Annotated in this window: 16 protein-coding genes; 10 read left to right on the top strand and 6 right to left on the bottom strand. The window is 72.8% G+C overall.

What is annotated here, in order from left to right:
• Positions 1-40 precede the first annotated feature (40 nt).
• Both AB0I89_RS04965 and AB0I89_RS04960 read left to right on the top strand, forming a co-directional pair.
• Complete coding sequence (locus AB0I89_RS04965; RefSeq protein WP_357120271.1) at positions 41-1,132, top strand: cellulose binding domain-containing protein; 1,092 nt, start codon at positions 41-43, stop codon at positions 1,130-1,132.
• A gap of 15 nt (positions 1,133-1,147) precedes the next feature.
• Entirely contained in the window at positions 1,148-1,777 is a 630-nt protein-coding gene (locus tag AB0I89_RS04960) for a hypothetical protein (RefSeq protein WP_357120268.1), read from the top strand.
• 41 nt (positions 1,778-1,818) lie between these two features.
• Here AB0I89_RS04960 and AB0I89_RS04955 read toward each other — a convergent pair whose 3' ends face one another.
• Positions 1,819-3,858, bottom strand: coding sequence for a glycosyl hydrolase family 28-related protein (locus tag AB0I89_RS04955; protein WP_357120265.1), 2,040 nt, complete (start codon positions 3,856-3,858; stop codon positions 1,819-1,821).
• A 221-nt stretch (positions 3,859-4,079) separates the two neighbouring features.
• Here AB0I89_RS04955 and AB0I89_RS04950 point away from each other — a divergent pair, with 221 nt between their 5' ends.
• On the top strand, positions 4,080-5,171 hold the full coding sequence (locus tag AB0I89_RS04950) for an NYN domain-containing protein (protein WP_357120262.1): 1,092 nt from the start codon (positions 4,080-4,082) through the stop codon (positions 5,169-5,171).
• An 86-nt stretch (positions 5,172-5,257) separates the two neighbouring features.
• Entirely contained in the window at positions 5,258-7,924 is a 2,667-nt protein-coding gene (locus AB0I89_RS04945; protein WP_357120259.1) for a LuxR C-terminal-related transcriptional regulator, read from the top strand.
• Positions 7,925-7,935: 11 nt separating this feature from the next.
• Here the strand turns inward: AB0I89_RS04945 and AB0I89_RS04940 are convergent, their stop codons facing one another.
• The gene (locus tag AB0I89_RS04940) at positions 7,936-8,910 is read right to left on the bottom strand and encodes a hypothetical protein (RefSeq protein WP_357120255.1); all 975 of its coding nucleotides are present in this window, start codon (positions 8,908-8,910) and stop codon (positions 7,936-7,938) included.
• Positions 8,911-8,914: 4 nt separating this feature from the next.
• On the opposite strand from AB0I89_RS04940, the gene AB0I89_RS04935 reads away from it, so the two are divergent.
• Positions 8,915-9,985, top strand: a complete 1,071-nt coding sequence (locus AB0I89_RS04935) for a hypothetical protein (protein ID WP_357120251.1) — start codon at positions 8,915-8,917, stop codon at positions 9,983-9,985.
• 156 nt (positions 9,986-10,141) lie between these two features.
• Positions 10,142-10,363 (top strand): hypothetical protein, encoded by a 222-nt coding sequence (locus AB0I89_RS04930; protein WP_355050387.1) that lies wholly within the window; start codon positions 10,142-10,144, stop codon positions 10,361-10,363.
• Between the two features lie 85 nt (positions 10,364-10,448).
• On the opposite strand, the gene AB0I89_RS04925 is transcribed toward AB0I89_RS04930, so the two are convergent.
• Positions 10,449-10,652, bottom strand: a complete 204-nt coding sequence (locus AB0I89_RS04925; protein ID WP_357120246.1) for a hypothetical protein — start codon at positions 10,650-10,652, stop codon at positions 10,449-10,451.
• Positions 10,653-10,878: 226 nt separating this feature from the next.
• On the opposite strand from AB0I89_RS04925, the gene AB0I89_RS04920 reads away from it, so the two are divergent.
• Positions 10,879-11,109 carry a winged helix-turn-helix domain-containing protein gene (locus AB0I89_RS04920; protein ID WP_357120243.1) on the top strand — a complete coding sequence of 77 codons (231 nt, stop codon included), beginning with the start codon at positions 10,879-10,881 and terminating at the stop codon, positions 11,107-11,109.
• A 259-nt stretch (positions 11,110-11,368) separates the two neighbouring features.
• Positions 11,369-11,578, top strand: a complete 210-nt coding sequence (locus AB0I89_RS04915; protein ID WP_357120240.1) for a hypothetical protein — start codon at positions 11,369-11,371, stop codon at positions 11,576-11,578.
• Between the two features lie 36 nt (positions 11,579-11,614).
• Here the strand turns inward: AB0I89_RS04915 and AB0I89_RS04910 are convergent, their stop codons facing one another.
• From AB0I89_RS04910 to AB0I89_RS04900, 3 genes are all read right to left on the bottom strand, one after another.
• Positions 11,615-12,676, bottom strand: a complete 1,062-nt coding sequence (locus tag AB0I89_RS04910; protein WP_357120237.1) for a Gfo/Idh/MocA family oxidoreductase — start codon at positions 12,674-12,676, stop codon at positions 11,615-11,617.
• 85 nt (positions 12,677-12,761) lie between these two features.
• Entirely contained in the window at positions 12,762-13,427 is a 666-nt protein-coding gene (locus tag AB0I89_RS04905; protein ID WP_357120234.1) for a response regulator transcription factor, read from the bottom strand.
• A complete protein-coding gene (locus AB0I89_RS04900) occupies positions 13,415-14,704 on the bottom strand; it encodes a sensor domain-containing protein (RefSeq protein WP_357120231.1) in 1,290 nt (429 codons plus the stop codon). Before AB0I89_RS04900 ends, AB0I89_RS04905 begins: the two co-directional genes overlap by 13 nt.
• Positions 14,705-14,856: 152 nt before the next feature.
• Between AB0I89_RS04900 and AB0I89_RS04895 the strand changes: the two genes are divergently transcribed.
• Together AB0I89_RS04895 and AB0I89_RS04890 are read left to right on the top strand one after the other, a co-directional pair.
• Positions 14,857-15,552 carry an SDR family NAD(P)-dependent oxidoreductase gene (locus tag AB0I89_RS04895; protein WP_357120228.1) on the top strand — a complete coding sequence of 232 codons (696 nt, stop codon included), beginning with the start codon at positions 14,857-14,859 and terminating at the stop codon, positions 15,550-15,552.
• Positions 15,546-17,180, top strand: a complete 1,635-nt coding sequence (locus tag AB0I89_RS04890) for an MFS transporter (protein WP_357120225.1) — start codon at positions 15,546-15,548, stop codon at positions 17,178-17,180. The genes AB0I89_RS04895 and AB0I89_RS04890 overlap by 7 nt, the downstream gene beginning before the upstream one ends.
• The last annotated feature ends 30 nt before the right edge of the window (positions 17,181-17,210 follow it).

The raw sequence follows: 17,210 nt of genomic DNA, 5'->3' as shown, positions 1-17,210 counted from the left end.
CCGACCCCGGAGTCTCCTGGCCACCCGTTAGAGTCTCGCCGTGATCGAGATCGGCGCGCACGTCGACCTGTCCCACCCGTCCGACCGGGTCTGGCTCGCACTGACGGATCGGGAGTTGCTCGGCCGCTGGTTCGCCGAGGCGGACATGGTGGAGGGAGTACCGGACCGGCTGCGGCTGCACACGGCCGACCTGCCCGGCTTCGACGCCGACGTCGAGGTCGAGGTGACCGAGCGGCAGGTGCCGGAGCTGCTCGCGTTGCGCTGCGACGAGGCCGGCCGGCTCACCGAGCTGACCTGCACCGTCACCGCCACCCGAGAGGGCAGTCGGCTGGCCGTGCGGGAGGTGCCGACCCACGGCGCCTGGTCGGACGAGCAGCGCGACGCCCGCGACCAGCAACTGCGTCAGGCGCTCACCGTGCGTCTGCCGGCCATTCTGGACTGGCTCGCGTTCCAGCAGGTCGACCTGCGCCGAGGCGAGGCCGGGATGACCACCGAACTGCCGGTGATCGCGGCGGCGACCGGTCCGGCTCGGCGTCGGCGGCGGACGGTCGTCGTCGGGCTCGTCGGGGTGCTGCTGGCGGCCGGGGCAATAACGTGGCTGACGCTGCCGGACGAGTCGAACCCGGTGACCGCGCCCACCTCGTCGCCGACCCCGACGCCACCGCAACCGAGCGTCGTGGCGGCGACGCCGACCACACAACCCAGGGCCACGGCCTCCGCACGCCCGTCGCGCACCGCGACGCCGACCAGCGCCCGTCCGACGCGTACCGCGTCGGCGAAGCCGTCGCCCACTTCCACTCCCACCGGGCCGCCGCCCCCGCCCCCGGTGGTCGCGCGGTACGACACCGCCTCCAGTCGGCTGTTCGGCTACACCGGGGAGGTGGTGGTGGACAATCCGGGGCCCGCGCCCGTCGAGCAGTGGGTCGTGGTGGTGACCCTGGCCGAGGGCAGCAGCGTGGACGACGTCGACGGGGCGGACTCGTCCCGGGACGGGCAGGTGCTCACCCTCACCGGCGCGGCCCTGCCGGCCGGCGGGTCGCGGACGATCCGCTTCGACGTCCGCGACAGCCGACCCAAGGCCCGGGAGCCAGAGGGGTGCACCGTGGGCGGCAACCCGTGCGCGGGGTTCTGACTAGGCTCCGGACGCATGGCACTGCTGCACCGGGCGACACTGCGCCCCACGAAGCTCGAACTGCTGACGACCTGGCTGCCCGACCGACCCTGGTACCGGGGACCGGCCGGCGTCGAGGTGGTGAGTAGGGGGGCGTACCGCTTCGACGACCCGGCCGGCGAGGTCGGCGTGGAGACGATCCTGGTCTCCGCCGCCGACGGGCCGGTCCACCAGGTTCCACTGACCTACCGCGCCGCGCCGCTCGACGACGCCGACGAGTGGCTGGTCGGTACCACCGATCATTCGGCGCTCGGCCGCCGCTGGGTGTACGACGCCTGCGCCGACCCGGTGTACGCGGCGGCGCTGACCCACGCCGTCCTGAGCGGCGCCGGCCAGGCGGAGCAGTACTTCGAGGTCGACGGTCGGCGCGAGGTGCGAGCGCCGGCGATGACGATCGACGTCGACGGCGGCGGGGACGTGCCGGAGGTCGGCGCGGTCCGGCGGGTCGTCGACGGGGACGACACCGTCATCGTCACCGACGCGGTGGAGCTGGTCGTCGTCCGCCGGCCGGTCGCCGGGGCGGGCGAGGTTCGGGGCGTCACCCTGCGCGGTTCCTGGGACGGCCAGCCGACGACCGTGCCGCTGGCGTACGTCCGCACGCGTTAGACGGCGGTGGGCGGCCCGGTCGACCGGGCCGCCCACCGCGTTCACCACTGTGCCGGAGGCGGCGGCGGTGCGACCGGCGGCCGGTCGTCGCAGGTGATCGTGTTGGGCAGCAGCCACGGCGCGAGCCAGCCGCCGTCGTTGCCACCCAGGTCGGTCAGTGTGAACTCCGAGCCGGCCGGGGTGAAGTGGAACGACCCGCAGTTGTTGACGCCGACCGCGCCCACGTTGCGGGCGTCCACGTTGGCGAACGAGGCAGAGCCGGCCGTGCGGGCGCTGACCACCGAGGTGCCCGTGCCGTCGACCCGGACGTCGCGGAAGCGCACGTTGGTGATCGAGTAGAGGTCCTTCACCGGCCAGTCGCTGACCAGCATGATCGCGTTGTAGGTGCTGTCCAGGTACGCGTCGCCGGTGACCTCGATGGCCGCGTCGATGCTGCGGTCCAGCGCGAACATCCAGATGGCGCCGAGCCCGATGTTCCAGTTCAGCTCGTACGTGCCGGCACGGGCCGTGGTGTTGCCGGTGAACCGCAGGTACCCGGCGAACGGCTCCGCGCCGAAGCGGGCGCCGGCGTGCAGGCCGCTGCCCTCGCGGACCGGGTCGGCGACGAGGTTGTGCGAGACGGTCGTGTCGGTGCCGCCGTAGATGGCGATGCCGTTGGCCAGCGTCGGAGACTGCACGGTGTTGTGGTCGAACGTGTTGCGGGCGTTGGCGGTCTTCTCCGACCACATCGCCAGGCCGTCGTCGCCGGTGTTGCGGACGAAGGTGTGCGCGACGAGAGAGTCGGTCACGCCGGTGTGGAAATTGAGCGCGTCGGCGATCTGGTCGACGATGATGGTGTTGGTGATCCGGACGTTGCGCATCGGCCCGTCGAACCACACGCCGACCTTGGTGTGCCGCAGGTGCAGCCCGTCAATGGTGGAGTCACTCATCGCGCCACCGATGGCGTTGACCTGATCGGTGTCGATGCGCTCGCGGACGTCGCCCTCGATGGCGAAGCCGGACAGGTGCACGTTGCGGCTGCCGCCGTCGGCGGCGTCGCGGCCGTAGAACCCGACGCCGGTGTGCACCGAGCCGTCCGGCGCGGGGGTCGACAGGGCGACCTCGCGGCCCTTGATGATGGTGTGCCAGTTGCCGGCGCCCTCGATCGTCACGTCGTCGACGATGATGTGCCGGTTGACCTGGTACGTGCCCGGCGGGATGTACACCTTCAGGTGGGTGCGGCGGGCGAAGGCGATGGCCTTGTCGATCGCGTCGGCGGAGTCCCGTCGGCCGGTCGGGTCGGCGCCGAACGCGAGGACGTTCGCCGCGAGCAGCCGTACCCGCGGCGGCGCGACCAGTTCGGAGTCGAGCAGGTCGATGACCGTCCAGGCGGCGGCGGTGCCGGTCGGCGCGGTGAGCCGGACCTTGTCACCGGCCCGGTAGGTGCGCCCGAGCAGCAGTCGCTGCTCGTCGTAGAAGTGGGTGGGCCGGAACGGCGTGGTGATGCTCGGGTACGGCGTGGTGGCCGACGGCACGCACTGGCACTCGGTGATCCACCAGTCCGGGTGCAGCAGGCCGGCCTGCGGGTCGTTGGTGAACGGGTACTGGTTGTAGAGCCACGAGTACTGCGAGGTCAGCGTCATGGTGCGCACGTGCTTGCCGTTGACGGCGACCGTCAGCGGCGCGGTCATCCCGCCGCCGGACGGCGCGTCCGGGATGCTGTACCGCACGGTGATCCCGTTGGCGGCGCTGGGCAGGACGAACTCGACGTACTCGCCCGGGGTGAGTCGGACGGCCCGGCGGCCGGACGCCTCGGCGGGCAGGGTGTAGGCGGACCGGTCGGGGCCGATGATCTCGCCGTTGGTGCGGGCGTTCTCGGCCTCCTGTTCGACGAAGTCGACGTCGGCCCCGCGCCCGGCGACCAGCGCCGGATCGAGTGCCGCCCGGGTGACGACCGGCTGCGTGCCGGGTGACGTGGCCGGGCCGGCCGCGGCGACGGTGGGTCCGGCGACCAGCACGGCGAGGCCGGTCGCGAGCGCGACGGCGGTGGCGACCGGGCGGCGGCCCGGGCGTCGGCGCGCCGGCAGGATGCTGCGAGACATCGGTGACCCTCCTGGGTGGGTGGTGGTGGAGGTCCGCCCGGCGTTCCCCTGGACGCCCGACATTGAGCGTCATGATGCAGCACCCCGCAGTCTCCTGCAAGACATCAATCAGCGAACGAAAAGAGACGACTGTAAAGCCGCAAGAATTGGACGAAAGGACGGCGGCGGTGTCGCGCCTCGCCTGCGTCCCGCTGAGCCGGAGCGGGCGTACGCTGGGCCGCGTGGAGCACGAAGATCGGATCGCCCTCTTCCTCGACTACGAGAACCTGGCGTTGGGGGCCCGCGACCATCGTGGCGGCGGGGCCTTCGACTTCCGGCCGATCGCCGACGCGTTGGCCGAGCGCGGGCGGGTCGTGGTGCGCCGGGCGTACGCCGACTGGTCGTACTTCGACGAGGACCGCCGGATGCTCACCCGGTCCCACGTGGAGCTGATCGAGATCCCGCAGCGGATGGGGGCGTCCCGCAAGAACGCCGCCGACATCAAGATGGCCGTCGACGCGATCGAGTTGGCGTTCGAACGCGACTACATCTCCACCTTCGTCATCTGTAGCGGCGACAGCGACTTCACGCCGCTCGTCCACAAGCTCCGTGAGCTCAACAAGCGGGTCATCGGCGTCGGGGTGGAGGGGTCCACGTCGGCGCTGCTGCCACCGGCCTGCGACGAGTTCCTGTACTACGACCGGCTGGAGGGCGTGGACATCCCGCCCGTCCGCGCCCGGCATGCCCGGCCGGTCCGGCAGACCGGCCCCGACCAGCGGCCGACCGGGCCGGAGCAGCAGCGGGAGCCGGAGGTGGAGGAGCCGCCGGTGGGGGAGGAGCCCGGCCGGGACGTCGACACGCTCGCCGTGCAGGTCGCCCAGACGGTGGCCGGTCTGCAGGGCAGCGCGAGCGGCGAGGTGACCGCCTCCCGGCTCAAGCGCACCCTGCTGCGCAAGGACCCGACCTTCAGCGAGTCCGACTACGGCTTCCGTACCTTCGGCGAGCTGCTGCGCCACCTCGCCGAGCACAACGTGGTCGACCTGGCCGAGGGGCCCGCCAAGGGTGACCCGGAGGTGTCCCTGCCCGAGCACGGCGACCGGGAGGTGGCGTTCGGCCTGCTCCGGGGCGTGGTGGGCGACCTGGGCAGCGCCGGCAACCCGGTGGCGCTCTCCGGCCTGAAGAACCAGCTCCGCCGGGTGCGGCCCGACTTCAGCGAGAAGAAGCTCGGCTACCGCAGCTTCCTGCAGTTCTGCAAGGCCGCCGCCACCAGCGGCGCGGTCGACCTGCGGTGGAGCCCGGAGGCGGACGACTACCTGCTCACCAGCTCGTCCTGACCGCATCGACCGCTGTCGAGCGGAAGTGTCGGGACTGCCCATAGGGTGGACGGCAGGGCTGCCCCGAGGGCGAGGTGAGGGTCGTCATGCCGGGACGTGGGGAATGGACACTCGTCGGCCGCGACGTCGAGCTGAAGACCATCGAGGACGTCGTGGCGGCGCGGGTGCCCGGCCTGGTGCTGGTGGGCGACGCCGGCGTGGGCAAGACGCGGTTGCTGCGGGAGGCGTTGGCGCGCGCCGCTGACAGCGGTGTGGAGTGCCACTGGGTGTCGGCGACCGGCGCCGCCCGCTCGATCCCGTTCGGCGCGGTCTCGCACCTCATCCCCGCGCCGACCCGGCCGCACGCCGACCCGATGGGGCTGGTCGTCACCGTGGAACGCGACTTCGCCCGGCGCAGCGCCGGACGCACGGTCATGATCGGGATCGACGACGCGCACCTGCTCGACGAACCGTCCGCCGGGCTGCTGCACCAGCTCGCCGTGCACGGTCTGGCGGTGGCGGTGGCGACGGTCCGCGCGGGCGAACCCCTCTCCGACGCCCTCACCTCACTGTGGACCGGTTCCGGTCGGCGCCTGGAGGTGCGTCCGCTGCCGTCCACCGCCGTGGACCATCTGCTCGACGAGGCCGCGCCCGGTCCGCTCGACGCGCTCAGCCGCCGCCGGCTGCGGCAGCTCGCCGACGGCAACCCGCTGCTGCTGCGGGAGCTGCTCGCCGACGCGATGGAGACCGGCGGCCTGCACGAGGTGCGGGGCGTCTGGCGCTGGCGCGGCACCGCCTCCGGCAGCCCCCGGCTCGCCGAGCTGGTCAGCGCCCGGCTGCGCGCCCTCGAACCGGCGGCCCGGCAGGTGCTGGAGGTGGTCGCCTGCGGCGAACCACTCTCCCTGGCCCTGCTGGAACGGTTCGTCGACCCGACCGCCATCGAGGCGGCCGAGCGCAGCGGCATGGTGGTCGCGGAACGCTCCGGCGCGCGTACGGCCCTGCGGATGGCCCATCCGCTCTACGGCGAGGCGCTGCGCGCCAGCATGCCCGCCAGCCGTTCCCGGACCGTGTTCGGGCAGCTCGCCGACGTGTTGGCGAGCATGCCGCTGCGCCGCCGCGACGACGCGCTGGTCGCCGGTGTCTGGCAGCTGCGCTCCGGCAGCGTCCGGCACCCGGGTATCGCGTTGGCCGCCGCCCGACAGGCGATCGACCGGTTCGACATCGACCTGGCCGAGCGGCTGGCCCGCACGGCGTACGACGCCGGGCCGGGTTGGGAGGCACAGTGGCTGCTGGCCCGGGTGCTGCAGTACCAGGCGCGCAGCCAGGAGGCGTTCGACATGCTCCCGCCGGCCCCGCCGCCGGGCAGCAAGCGGCTCGCCATCTGGGCGATCACCCGGGCCGGGCTGCTCTACTGGGGTCTGGACCGGATCGACGAGGCGCACGAGACGCTGCGAATGGTGCCGGAGGGCTCGCCCGGCCACGACCTGGCCGAGGCCACCCGGTCGTGGGTGCTGTTCTACGACGGCCGGTGCGAGGCGGCGTTGGCGGTCGGTCAGGCCGTGCTCGCCCGCGCCGACACCGGCGTACGCGCGGCGAGCTGGGCGACCATGGGCGCGGCCTCGGCGGCGGGCATGCTCGGCCGGCTCGGGCTCGCGGCGGAGCTGGCGCGGCGGGGCCGGGCCGTGCTCGCCGCGGCGCCCGAACACCTGCCCTGGAACGAGGCCCAGGTCGGGCTGGGGCTCTGCTACGCCTGGTACGCCGCCGGTGAGCTGGCCGAGGCCGTCGAGCTGGCCGACGAGGGCTACCGCGCGGCGGTCGCCAGCGACGCGCGGGGGATGGTGGCCGTGTGGGCCGGGTTCCGGGGGATCATCGGCAAGGCGCAGGGGCAGCTCGACGCCGCCGAGGCAGACCTGCGCGAGGCCATCGCCCTGGTCGAGGAGAACGACCAGTACCACCTGGTACGGACGTACTGGGCCGAGCTGGCCGGCGTACGGGCCCTGGCCGGCGACCTGTCCGGCGCGCGGCGCTGGCTGGCCGCCGCAGACGCCCGGGAGCGGACCGCCAACCGGATCTTCCACGCCTGGGTGGAGCTGAACCGCGCCTGGGTGCAGGTCGCCGAGGGGGACCTCACCGCGGCGATCCGTACCGCCCGGCACGCGGCCGACCTGGCCCGGGGCAGCGAGCAGCCCACCATCGAGGCGGTGGCGCTCTACGAGTGCGCGCGCCTCGGCGCCCCGGAGCCGGTCCGGGACCGGCTGCGTACCCTCGCCGACCAGCTCGGCGGCTTGGCGTCGACCCTCGCCGACGCGGTCGACGGTCTGCTCCACGACGACGGGCCGGCCCTGGAGGCAGCCGCGGACGACCTCGTCGCCCGCGGGCACACGCTGCTCGCCGCCGAGGCGGTCGGCGTCGCCGCCCGGGCGTACGCCCGACGGGGTCGACCTCGACTGGCGGTGGCGCAGCGGGCCGCGACGCTGGCCGAGGCCTGCCGGGGCGTACGGACACCGCTGCTCGCCGCGACCGCCCCGGGCGTCGAGCAGGCGACGTTGACCCGCCGCGAGCGGGACGTCGCGCTGCTCGCGGTCGCCCTGTCCAGCCGCAGCATCGCTGACCGGCTCGGACTGTCGGTCAACACCGTGAACAACAACCTGGCCCGGGTCTTCACCAAACTGGGCGTCCGCAACCGCCGGGAGCTGGCCGTCGTGCTCGGTCACGAGACGGTCGGGCGTACGCCAGAGGGTCACCGCGAGCGATCCCCGCTCGACAGTAGGTAAGGCCGACTGATCTACCGGGTTACCGCGCGCGTCCCTACCGTGCGGTAACAACCTACCGGTGCACTCAGTCCCTGGAGGACGGCAATGAGCCAGTTGGATCCAAGCGGACCACCAGGAGCACGACCCACGAGGTCGTTCCAGAACGTTCTCTTCGCCGCCGGGATGGCGCTGGCGGTGGCCACGCTCACCGCGGTGGTGGCCCCGACCGCCGGGGGCGCCTCACCCACCCCGGCGAGCGCCGCCCCCGCGTCCGAGTCGTACGACGCGGCGCCCTGCACCCGCGAGTTGGAGGGTACGACCTGGCTGCTCGACCCGTGCGTCAAGCCGGGCGGGAAGCTCCCGGCGGAGGTCGAGGCGCGGCTCGCGCAGATCCGTACCCAGAACCGGGCGGCAGCCGACGACTGCCCGACCCCGACCGGTTCGGCGTCGGCGTCGGCCTCGGCGTCGGCGTCGCCGACCCGGCAGACCCGACCGCCGGTGACGGCCCAGGCGGTCGCCCAGCGCGCCCCCGCCGCGACCGCGACAGCGCCGACATCGCCGGCCTCGCCCAGCGGTTCGCCCACCTCGTCGCCCAGCGGCACGCCCTGCCCCTCGGGCAGCGCGTCTCCGTCGGGCAGCGCGTCACCGTCGGGGAGTGCGTCTCCCTCGGGGAGTGCGTCGCCGTCGGGTAGCTCGTCGCCGTCGGGCAGTTCGTCGCCGTCGGGGAGTGCGTCTCCCTCGGGGAGTGCGTCGCCGTCGGGTAGCTCGTCTCCCTCGGGGAGCGCGTCGCCGTCGGGCAGTGCCTCGCCGTCCGGCAGTGCGTCGCCGTCGGGCAGCGCGTCGCCGTCGGGCAGTTCCTCACCGTCGAGCAGCGCCTCACCCAGTGGGTCGTCGTCACCCAGCAACCCGACCGACCCCACCGACGGGCCGCCCTGGCCCACCGGCGGGCCGGGGTCGCCGCCACCGCCGCCGCCGACCGGCTGCCCGCAGGTCAACGGCAACCCCACCCTCGTGGACGCCAACAAGGACCGCATCCGCTGCCGCGAGGTGCAGACCGTCGAGGATGACACCGTCCTCACCGTCACCGGCGACTCGATCAGCTCGTCGCACCACCAGTTCGGCTTTGGGTTCATGGGTCCCGGCTGCCCGAACACCTCGTTCGACGATCGGGGCATGCCCGGCAACAACGGCGTCTACAGCTACGCCCGGCGCTACTACGACATGAACGGCAGCATCGTCGACTACGACAACTACGCCCGGACCGGGTACGGCACCGGCGACATCATCGCCGGCCGGGCCGGCCCCGACTCGTGCGGCAACCCGTGGGCCCGGGTGGCCAGTCCGCTCGGTCTCGCCACGGCCCGCATCGCCAAGGCGAAGAGCGACAAGCACGACGCGTACCACGTCACGACCGGCGGCGTGAACAACACCAACTGGACGACGGTGCTGACCCGGCTGGCGAAGTGCCGGGGTTACGAGTTCGCGGCGGAAACCCTGGACCCGTACGGCGTGTTCCGCTTCGAGTGGGCGGCCCAGGGTGGCAAGGCCGGCATCGTCACCAACGGCGGCGGCTGCAACTTCTGGCTCGACCTGCCGGTCGGCGAGGACTACTACATCAACGTCCAGGTGCCCCGCTACGACGGCCCGAGCCAGTACGCCGGCGTCAGCGCCGATGCCACCTTCATCGTCAACTCCCTGTTGGCGGCCGGCGCCGACAAGGTGGTGTGGATGCTCTACTACGACATCACACCGGCCAACATCGACATCGGGCAGTACGGCTGGATGCAGCTCAAGGCGTACCTGCCGGCGGCTCTGCTGACCTACGTACCGCCGCAACCGGTGTCGATGCTGTCGCCGTTGATCGACCCGCTCTGGGTGGGCACCGTGCGGGGCGTGATCAGCGACCTCAACTGGGCCATCCAGATGGGAGTCCCGTTCGACCCGGCCGTACGGGTGGCGCTTCCACCACCGTTCACGCCGGGTGACATTCAGATCACCGCCGAGGGAGGGTCGCCACATCCCAGCCCCTCGGGTCAGGACAAGCTGGCCAACACCCTGGCCAGTGTGCTGAACGGCATCTGAGTCGCTCCTGAGTCATCGCTCAGACGGGGAGGAGCCGCCGTTGCGGTTCCTCCCCGTCGACACACAGGTGGATCTGCGCCCGGATTGCGGCTATCGACCCCGTATCTGCCCACCTGCGCCGTACCCCCGGCGCGAAAATTGCTATACGGTCGGCGAATGAAGGTGGAGGAACACTGGTGGAACGGTGACACGACCCCGCGCGGGCGCCGGGACGTGTACATCCGTACTGACGGGCAAGGTTGGGAGGTTCGCGCCCAGATCGGTGGGGCGTCGGGCCGTGAGCGGGTGCAGCAGTGCCCCAGCCGGGCCTCGGCGACCATCCTCGCCGACGCCTGGCGCGGTACGCACCCATCCTGGCGCGAGCTGAAGCAGCGCTGATCCGGCACCGGGTCGGGCCGGCAACGCCCCCCGCGCCCCCCGGCCCACCCGGTGCTCGACCCCACCCCCTTTTCGCGCCCCGAGGTCACCCCTTCTGAATCATGATCGCGGCGACCTCTGCCGCGAGGGCCGATGCCCACTCAAGCTGAGGACAGTCGTCCCGCCCTCTGCATTCCAGGCACCCACCTGCCCGCCACGGTGAGTCGAGCGCATCCGTCCAGTGCGTGTCGAGCACGCGTTTGGCGGTGAAAAGCTCGGTGGCCCTGGACACGGGTTCGTCGATCGGCATGCTCGGCACCTTTCGCGATATCACGATGAGTCCCGCCCAGAGGTTGGCGAACCGATCGCGCCAATCCCCTGAGCGGGTGCCGGGGTCAGGCTCCACCGTTTGCCGAACGAAGGAACCGACCACCTTCGCTTGACATTAGAGACCTTTAGTACCTAAGGCAATGTTGGTCTTGAAGGGGTGTGATCGGCGTGATCCGATGGAAGGTGCCGAACGAAGGAACCTTCACATGCCCATACCGACTGGCGGATACCGCGAGGTGGCCGAGGATCTCGCCGCACGCATCGCAAGTGGGGAGTACGCGCCGGGTGAGCGGCTGCCCACGTACAACGAACTCTCCGCCCTCTATGACGTCAGCGTGACCACGGTCCAGAGGGCGGTCATCGTCCTACAGACTCGTGGTCTGGTCATAGGTCTTCAGGGTCGCGGCCTGTGGGTCGCGGAGAAGTCGCCCACCTGATCGGCGCGCCCTTCGTCTTCCTTGATCACTTGATGCTCACCAGTTCGGAGAGGCTTCCTGGAACTGGTGAGCATCAAGTGATCAAGCCGAGAGCGCTCGATCAACTCGACTTCGCCGATCCGGGGGCATCCCGAGGCCGGGATACCGCGACATCGTGGAAGTGGAGTGGATCAACCCCGGGCGCGGCCAGGTCCCGTGGGCGCATTCCCCGCCGCAGGCCGGGTAGGCAGGGGTGGTCCGCGCGCGATGGAGGTCGCTCATGTCGCAGGGTCCCGACGAGGACAACCCTCGGCTCGACGAGGAGGTACGGGAGGCCGAACGCCGTCTCGCCGACCTCGTCACCCCGTCGGGCGACGCGCTGACCGACGACGACGCCCGCGTGCCGGACGATGCCCTCTCCGAGCGGGACGAAGCTCTCTCCGAGCAGGAAATTGCCCGCTCCGAGCGGGACGAGGCCTCCTCCGAGTAGGAGAAGGCCCCCTCCGAGCAGGAGACGAAGTAACGCTCAGGACGTCGGGACCGGCAGCACCGCGCCCTCGGCCGCCGACCGGTGCGCCAGCTCGATCAGCTCGACCGTGGCGGCCGAGTCGCGCGGGTCCACCGGCATCGGGGTGCCGTCGCGCAGCGCCGCCGCCACCTCGGCGTAGAAGCTCTGGTACGCCCCGGGCAGCGTCGGTGTCGGGCGCAGGTCACCGTCGACGCCGAGCAGGCCGTACCGCTCCGGTGGGACCTCGCCCCAGCCCGGCTGGTCCGGTCGGCCGCCGTCGTGCAGCGCGGCCTCCTGCACGTCCAGCCCGTAGGTCGTGTAGCCGGCGCGGTCGCCGAGCACCCGCAGGCGGGGGCCGAGCTGCGCGGTGATCGCCCCCATCCACAGGTGCGAACGCACGCCGTTGGTGTGGGTCAACGCCACGAACGCGTCGTCGTCGACCTCGGCGCCCGCGCGGCGGCGGTCGACCTCGGCGTAGACCCGCTCGACCGTGCCGAAGAGCTGCACGGCCTGGTCGACGAGGTGCGCGCCCAGGTCGAACAGGGCGCCCCCGGCCTCGTCCACCCCGGCCAGCTCCCGCCAACCCGGCTTGATCGTGGGGCGGAACCGCTCGAACCGGGACTCGAACCGCAGTACCCGACCCAGCTCGCCGCTCTCCACGAGCGCGCGGGCGGTCAGGAAGTCGCCGTCCCAGCGGCGGTTCTGGAACACCGTCAGCGGCACTCCGCGCCGCTCGGCCTCCTCGACGAGCGCCCGGGCGTCGGCGGCGGTGGGGGCCAGGGGCTTGTCGACGACGACCGGCAGGCCGGCGGCGAGGGCCGCCCGCGCCATCGGCACGTGCTGCCGGTTCGGCGTCGCGACCACGACCAGGTCCAGAGCTTCGGGGGTACGCCACAGCTCGTCGGCGTCGTCCACCAGGCGGGCGTCGGGGAAGTGCTGCTGGGCCTGCTCGCGCCGCTGCGGATCGCGCGTCACGATGGCGTCCAGCCGCAGACCGGGTGTCGCGGCGATCAGCGGAGCGTGGAAGACCCGACCCGCCAGCCCGTACCCCAGCAGACCGACCCGCAGCGCCTCCGCCATGCCGTACCCCTTTCTCCTGGCCCGCGCCCGGTTCGGCGGCGGTACCGCCGATCGAATCTACGCTCCGATCATCGCCCGGCGCTGGTCAGCCCACCGGGTCGGCGCGCAGATAGGTGAGCACGGCGAGCACCCGGCGGTTCGTGTCGTCGCTGGGCGGCAGGTCGAGCTTCAGCAGGATGTTGCCGACGTGCTTGCCGATGGCGGCCTCGGTGACGTGCAGCCGGGCGGCGATGGACGCGTTGGAGCGGCCCTCGGCCAGCAGCGCCAGCACCTCCCGTTCGCGGGCGGAGAGCGCGGCGAGCGGGTCGCGGGGCCGGTGCAGCAGTTGCCGCACCACGTCCGGGTCGATGGCGGTGCCGCCGTCGGTGACGCGGCGCAGCATGTCGACGAACTCGGTGACCTCGGCCACCCGGTCCTTGAGCAGGTAGCCGACCCGCTGGCCGTCGCCGCTGTCCAGCAGCGCCGCCGCGTACCCGGTCTGCACGAACTGGCTGAGCACCACCACGGGCAGGCCGGGCCGCTCGGCGCGCAGCGCGACGGCGGCGCGTAGCCCGTCGTCACGCCGACCCGGTGGCATCCGGATGTCGGTCAGCACGAGATCCGGCTGGTGCGTGCGGGCCGCCTCCAGCAGTTCCGGCGCGGAGCCGACGGCCGCGCACACCGCGAACTCGAAGCGGGTCAGGAGCGCGACCAGCCCCTCGCGCAGCAGCACCTCGTCCTCGGCGAGCACCACCCGGGTCACCGGCGACATGGCAGCTCCACCCGGACCAGGGTGGGCCCGCCGGGAGGGCTGGCCAGCAGCAACCGGCCGTCGGCGGCGGCGACCCGGTCGGCGAGGCCGGTCAGGCCGGTGCCCCGGGCGGGGTCGGCGCCGCCGCGCCCGTCGTCGGACACCTCGACGACGAGGTCGCCGCCGGTCCGGGTCAGGCGTACGTCGGCGCGGGTCGCCCCGGCGTGCCGGGCCACGTTGCCCAACGCCTCGGACACCACGAAGTACGCGGTGGTCTCGACGATCTCGGGCAACTCACCGTCGACGTCGGCGTGCACCGTGACCGCGACGGGAGAGGCGTCGGCCACCTCGCGGACGGCGTCGGCGAGGCCGAGATCGGTGAGGCTCTGCGGCCGGATGCCGTGCACCAACTGCCGCAACATCACCATCAGTCCCCGCGCCTGGTCGTGCGCCACGGCGAGGGGCCGGGCGGCGGGGGAGTCCTCGGGTACGTCCAGCCGGGCCAGGCCCAGTTGGAGGGTGAGGCTGGTCAGCCGGGGCTGCGCGCCGTCGTGCAGGTCCCGTTCGATGCGCCGCCGTTCCGCCTCGTACGCGCCGACCAGCCGGGTCCGGGAACGGGCGACCTCGCGCAGCGCGGCGGCGTCGGCGGGGCTGGCCAGCGCCCACCGGGCGACCGTGGCCTGGGCGGCGGCGAGCAGTCCCGCCGCGTAGCAGAGCACCGGGACGAGCAACACACCCACGATCGCGTACGGGACGGCTTCGCCGGCGCTTTCGATCGGGCGCCAGATCACCACCGGATCGGCCTCGCCGACCACCCAGGGGCTGGTGACCATCCCGAGGTCCAGCAGCACCAACACCAGGAACGTCCAGTACGCGACCGGCACCACACCGCCCAGCCAGAACAGGTACGCCACCTCCCGCCAGGTGCTCGCGCTGCGGTAGCGGGCGACCAGGCCCGGCCACGGCGACGTGGGCAGCGGGCGGCCGTCCACGAGGCCGAGTCGCCAGCGTTCGACGGCGGCGACCGGGACGCTCGCGAGCGGCGCGAGGGCCACCATCGTGAGGCTGCCGACCGCCAGGAACAGCATCAGCGGTATCTCCGGCGGCCGACCGTGCTGTCGCAGCGCGTTGGCGGCGGCCAGTAGGGGCGCGCCGATGATGAGCAGCCCGACGGTGAGCACACCGGCGATCGGCACGGTGGTGACCAGGTAGGCCAGCGCGCGCCAGGGCCAGGCGGAGATCAGCCAGTCGCGCCTTCGCAGGGCGGCGGCGAGGTGACGGGGGTGTTCCGAGGTCATGCCGCTGACGCTAATCGCCGACCAGGGGCGGCCCCAGCCGTCCAGATCCCCTTTGCGGGGTATGCCCAGCACTACCCGCGCCGGGGTGTGCGACGTCGGGAAACGGGAAGGACGCGCGACGTGTGACCTGTGGTGGCGACGGCGGGAGCGACATGGGTGCCAGAACGTTCGTGGTGGTCGGCGGAACCAGCGGGCTGGGCCTCGCGGTGGCCCGGCTGCTGCTCGACGAGTACCGCGTCGTGGTGTTCGGCAACGTGCCGGCCGAGGTCGCCGCGACGACCGACGAGCTGGGGTGCGACGGCGCGGTCTGCGACGTCTCCTCCTACGAGCAGGTCCGGGACGCCTTCGCCGAGGTGGTGGGGCGCTACGGCACCGTCGACGGGGTTGCGGCGTGCGCGTCGATGTGGGCGGGCGGTGATCTGGACGACCTGTCCGTGGAGCACATCCGGCGGGCCGTGGAGATCAACGTGCTGGGCACCACGTTCCTGTTGCGGGAGGCGTTGGCGCACCTGAACCGGCAGGGCTACGGCAACATCGTGTACGTCGGGGCGATGGCGCTGGCGGCGCCCAGGCCCGGCATACCGGTCTACCGGGCGACCAAGAGCTACGGCAGCAGCCTCGTCGACTCGCTGGCCGAGGCCCAGCACAGCAACCGGGTCAAGGTGATGCAGTTGCATCCCGGGCCGATGCCGACCCGCCTCCAGGAGCGCGTCGGGGCCGAGTTCCTCGACGAGATCTACGCCCTGCCCGAGCAGGTCGCCACCGAGGTCGTCCGACTGCTGCTGCTGCGACCCGATGACCTCTACGTCTCCGGTGAGCGCGTGCTCCGCGCGGACGGACGGTGGTGACGGCGGGGCCCGGGGCGGGGGACCGTCCGGCCTCCGCGTGGGCGCCCCTGCGCGGCGCCGTCTACCGCAACCTGTGGCTGGCCCTGCTCGCCGCCAACGTCGGCACCTGGATGCAGACCGTCGGCGCGCAGTGGCTGCTGATCCACCACGCCAACGCCGCCACGCTGGTCGCCCTGGTGCAGACCGCCAGCCTCCTGCCGGTGCTGCTGCTGGCGCTGCCCGCCGGTGTGCTGGCCGACAGTTTCGACCGCCGCCACCTGCTGATCGCCGTACAGCTGTTCCTGGTCGCGGTGGCGGTGGCGTTGGCCCTGCTCACCCTGACCGATCGGATGCCACCGGCCCTGCTGCTCACCCTGACCTTCGCGTTCGGCGTCGGGCAGGCGCTCACCCTGCCGGCCTGGTCGGCGGTGATCCCGGAGTTGGTGCCGCAGGAACAACTGCGCTCGGCGTCCGCGCTGGGCTCGATCAGTGTGAACGTGGCGCGGGCGGTGGGACCGGCGGTGGCCGGCGTGCTGATCTCCCGGACCGGCGTCGCCCCGGTGTTCGGGCTGAACGCGCTGGCGTTCGCCATCTTCGCGTACGCGCTGTGGCGCTGGCGGCCCGGCAACGCCCGCGCCGTCGAGGTGCCCGAGCGGTTCACCGCCGCGCTGCGCGCCGGGAGCCGCTACGTACGCCACTCGCCGACCGTGCGCCGGCTGCTGCGCCGCGCGTTGGTCTTCGTGATCCCGGCCAGCGCGCTGTGGGCGCTGCTGCCGCTGGTGGCGGCCCGGCGGCTCGGGCTGGGTTCCGGCGGGTACGGGCTGCTCCTGGGCGCGCTCGGGGTGGGCGCCATCGCGGGCGGCGTGCTGCTGGCCCTGATCCGTACCCGGCTTTCGGCCAACCAGCTCCTGCTCATCTCCGGCGCGCTGTTCACCGCCGCGCTGGCGGTCGTTGGCACCGTCCGGGTGGTGCCACTGGTGCTCGTGGCCCTGCTGCCGGCGGGGATGGCCTGGGTGACGGTGCTGGCCAACATCAACGCCGAGATGCAGCTCTTCCTGCCCAGCTGGGTACGGGCCCGGGGCCTGGCCGTCTACCAGGTGTGTTTCGCCGGCGGGCAGGCCGTGGGCGCGCTGCTGTGGGGTCTGGTGGCCGAGATGGGCGGGCTGCTCCCCGCCTACCTCACGGCGGCGGCGTTGATGTTCGTCGGAACGGTGACCAGCCGGATCTGGCCGCTGCCGGACCTGCGGTCGGTGAACCGGGAACCGGCGGCCTACTGGCCGCAACTGCACCTGGAACACGAGCCGGACCCGTGGGTGGGGCCGGTGCTGGTGACGGTGCGGTACACCGTCCGGCCGGAGCGGGAGGGACCGTTCCTCGCGGCGATGAACGTGGTACGCGCAGCCCGGCAGCGCACCGGCGCGATGCGCTGGGGGCTGTTCCGGCCGGCCGAGACGACCGGCCGGTTCGTCGAGGTGTACCTGGTGCCGTCGTGGGACGAGCACCTGCGCCAGCACGGCGGTCGGTTGACCGGCGCGGACCGCGAGGCCGAGGCGCGGGCCCGGGAGCTGACCGATGGCATCCCGCAGGTACGCCACCTCGTGCCGGCCGCCGCCGGACCGCGGCTGTCCGACGCCCGCGAAGAGGTTTGACGCGTCGTACCCGTCGGTGCCGACGGGCCG

Source organism: Micromonospora sp. NPDC049801, assembly GCF_040656575.1.
In the GTDB taxonomy this organism is placed as follows: domain Bacteria; phylum Actinomycetota; class Actinomycetes; order Mycobacteriales; family Micromonosporaceae; genus Micromonospora.
The sequence above is the reverse complement of the archived record's forward strand: the minus strand, read 5'-3'. Positions and strand labels throughout refer to the sequence as shown.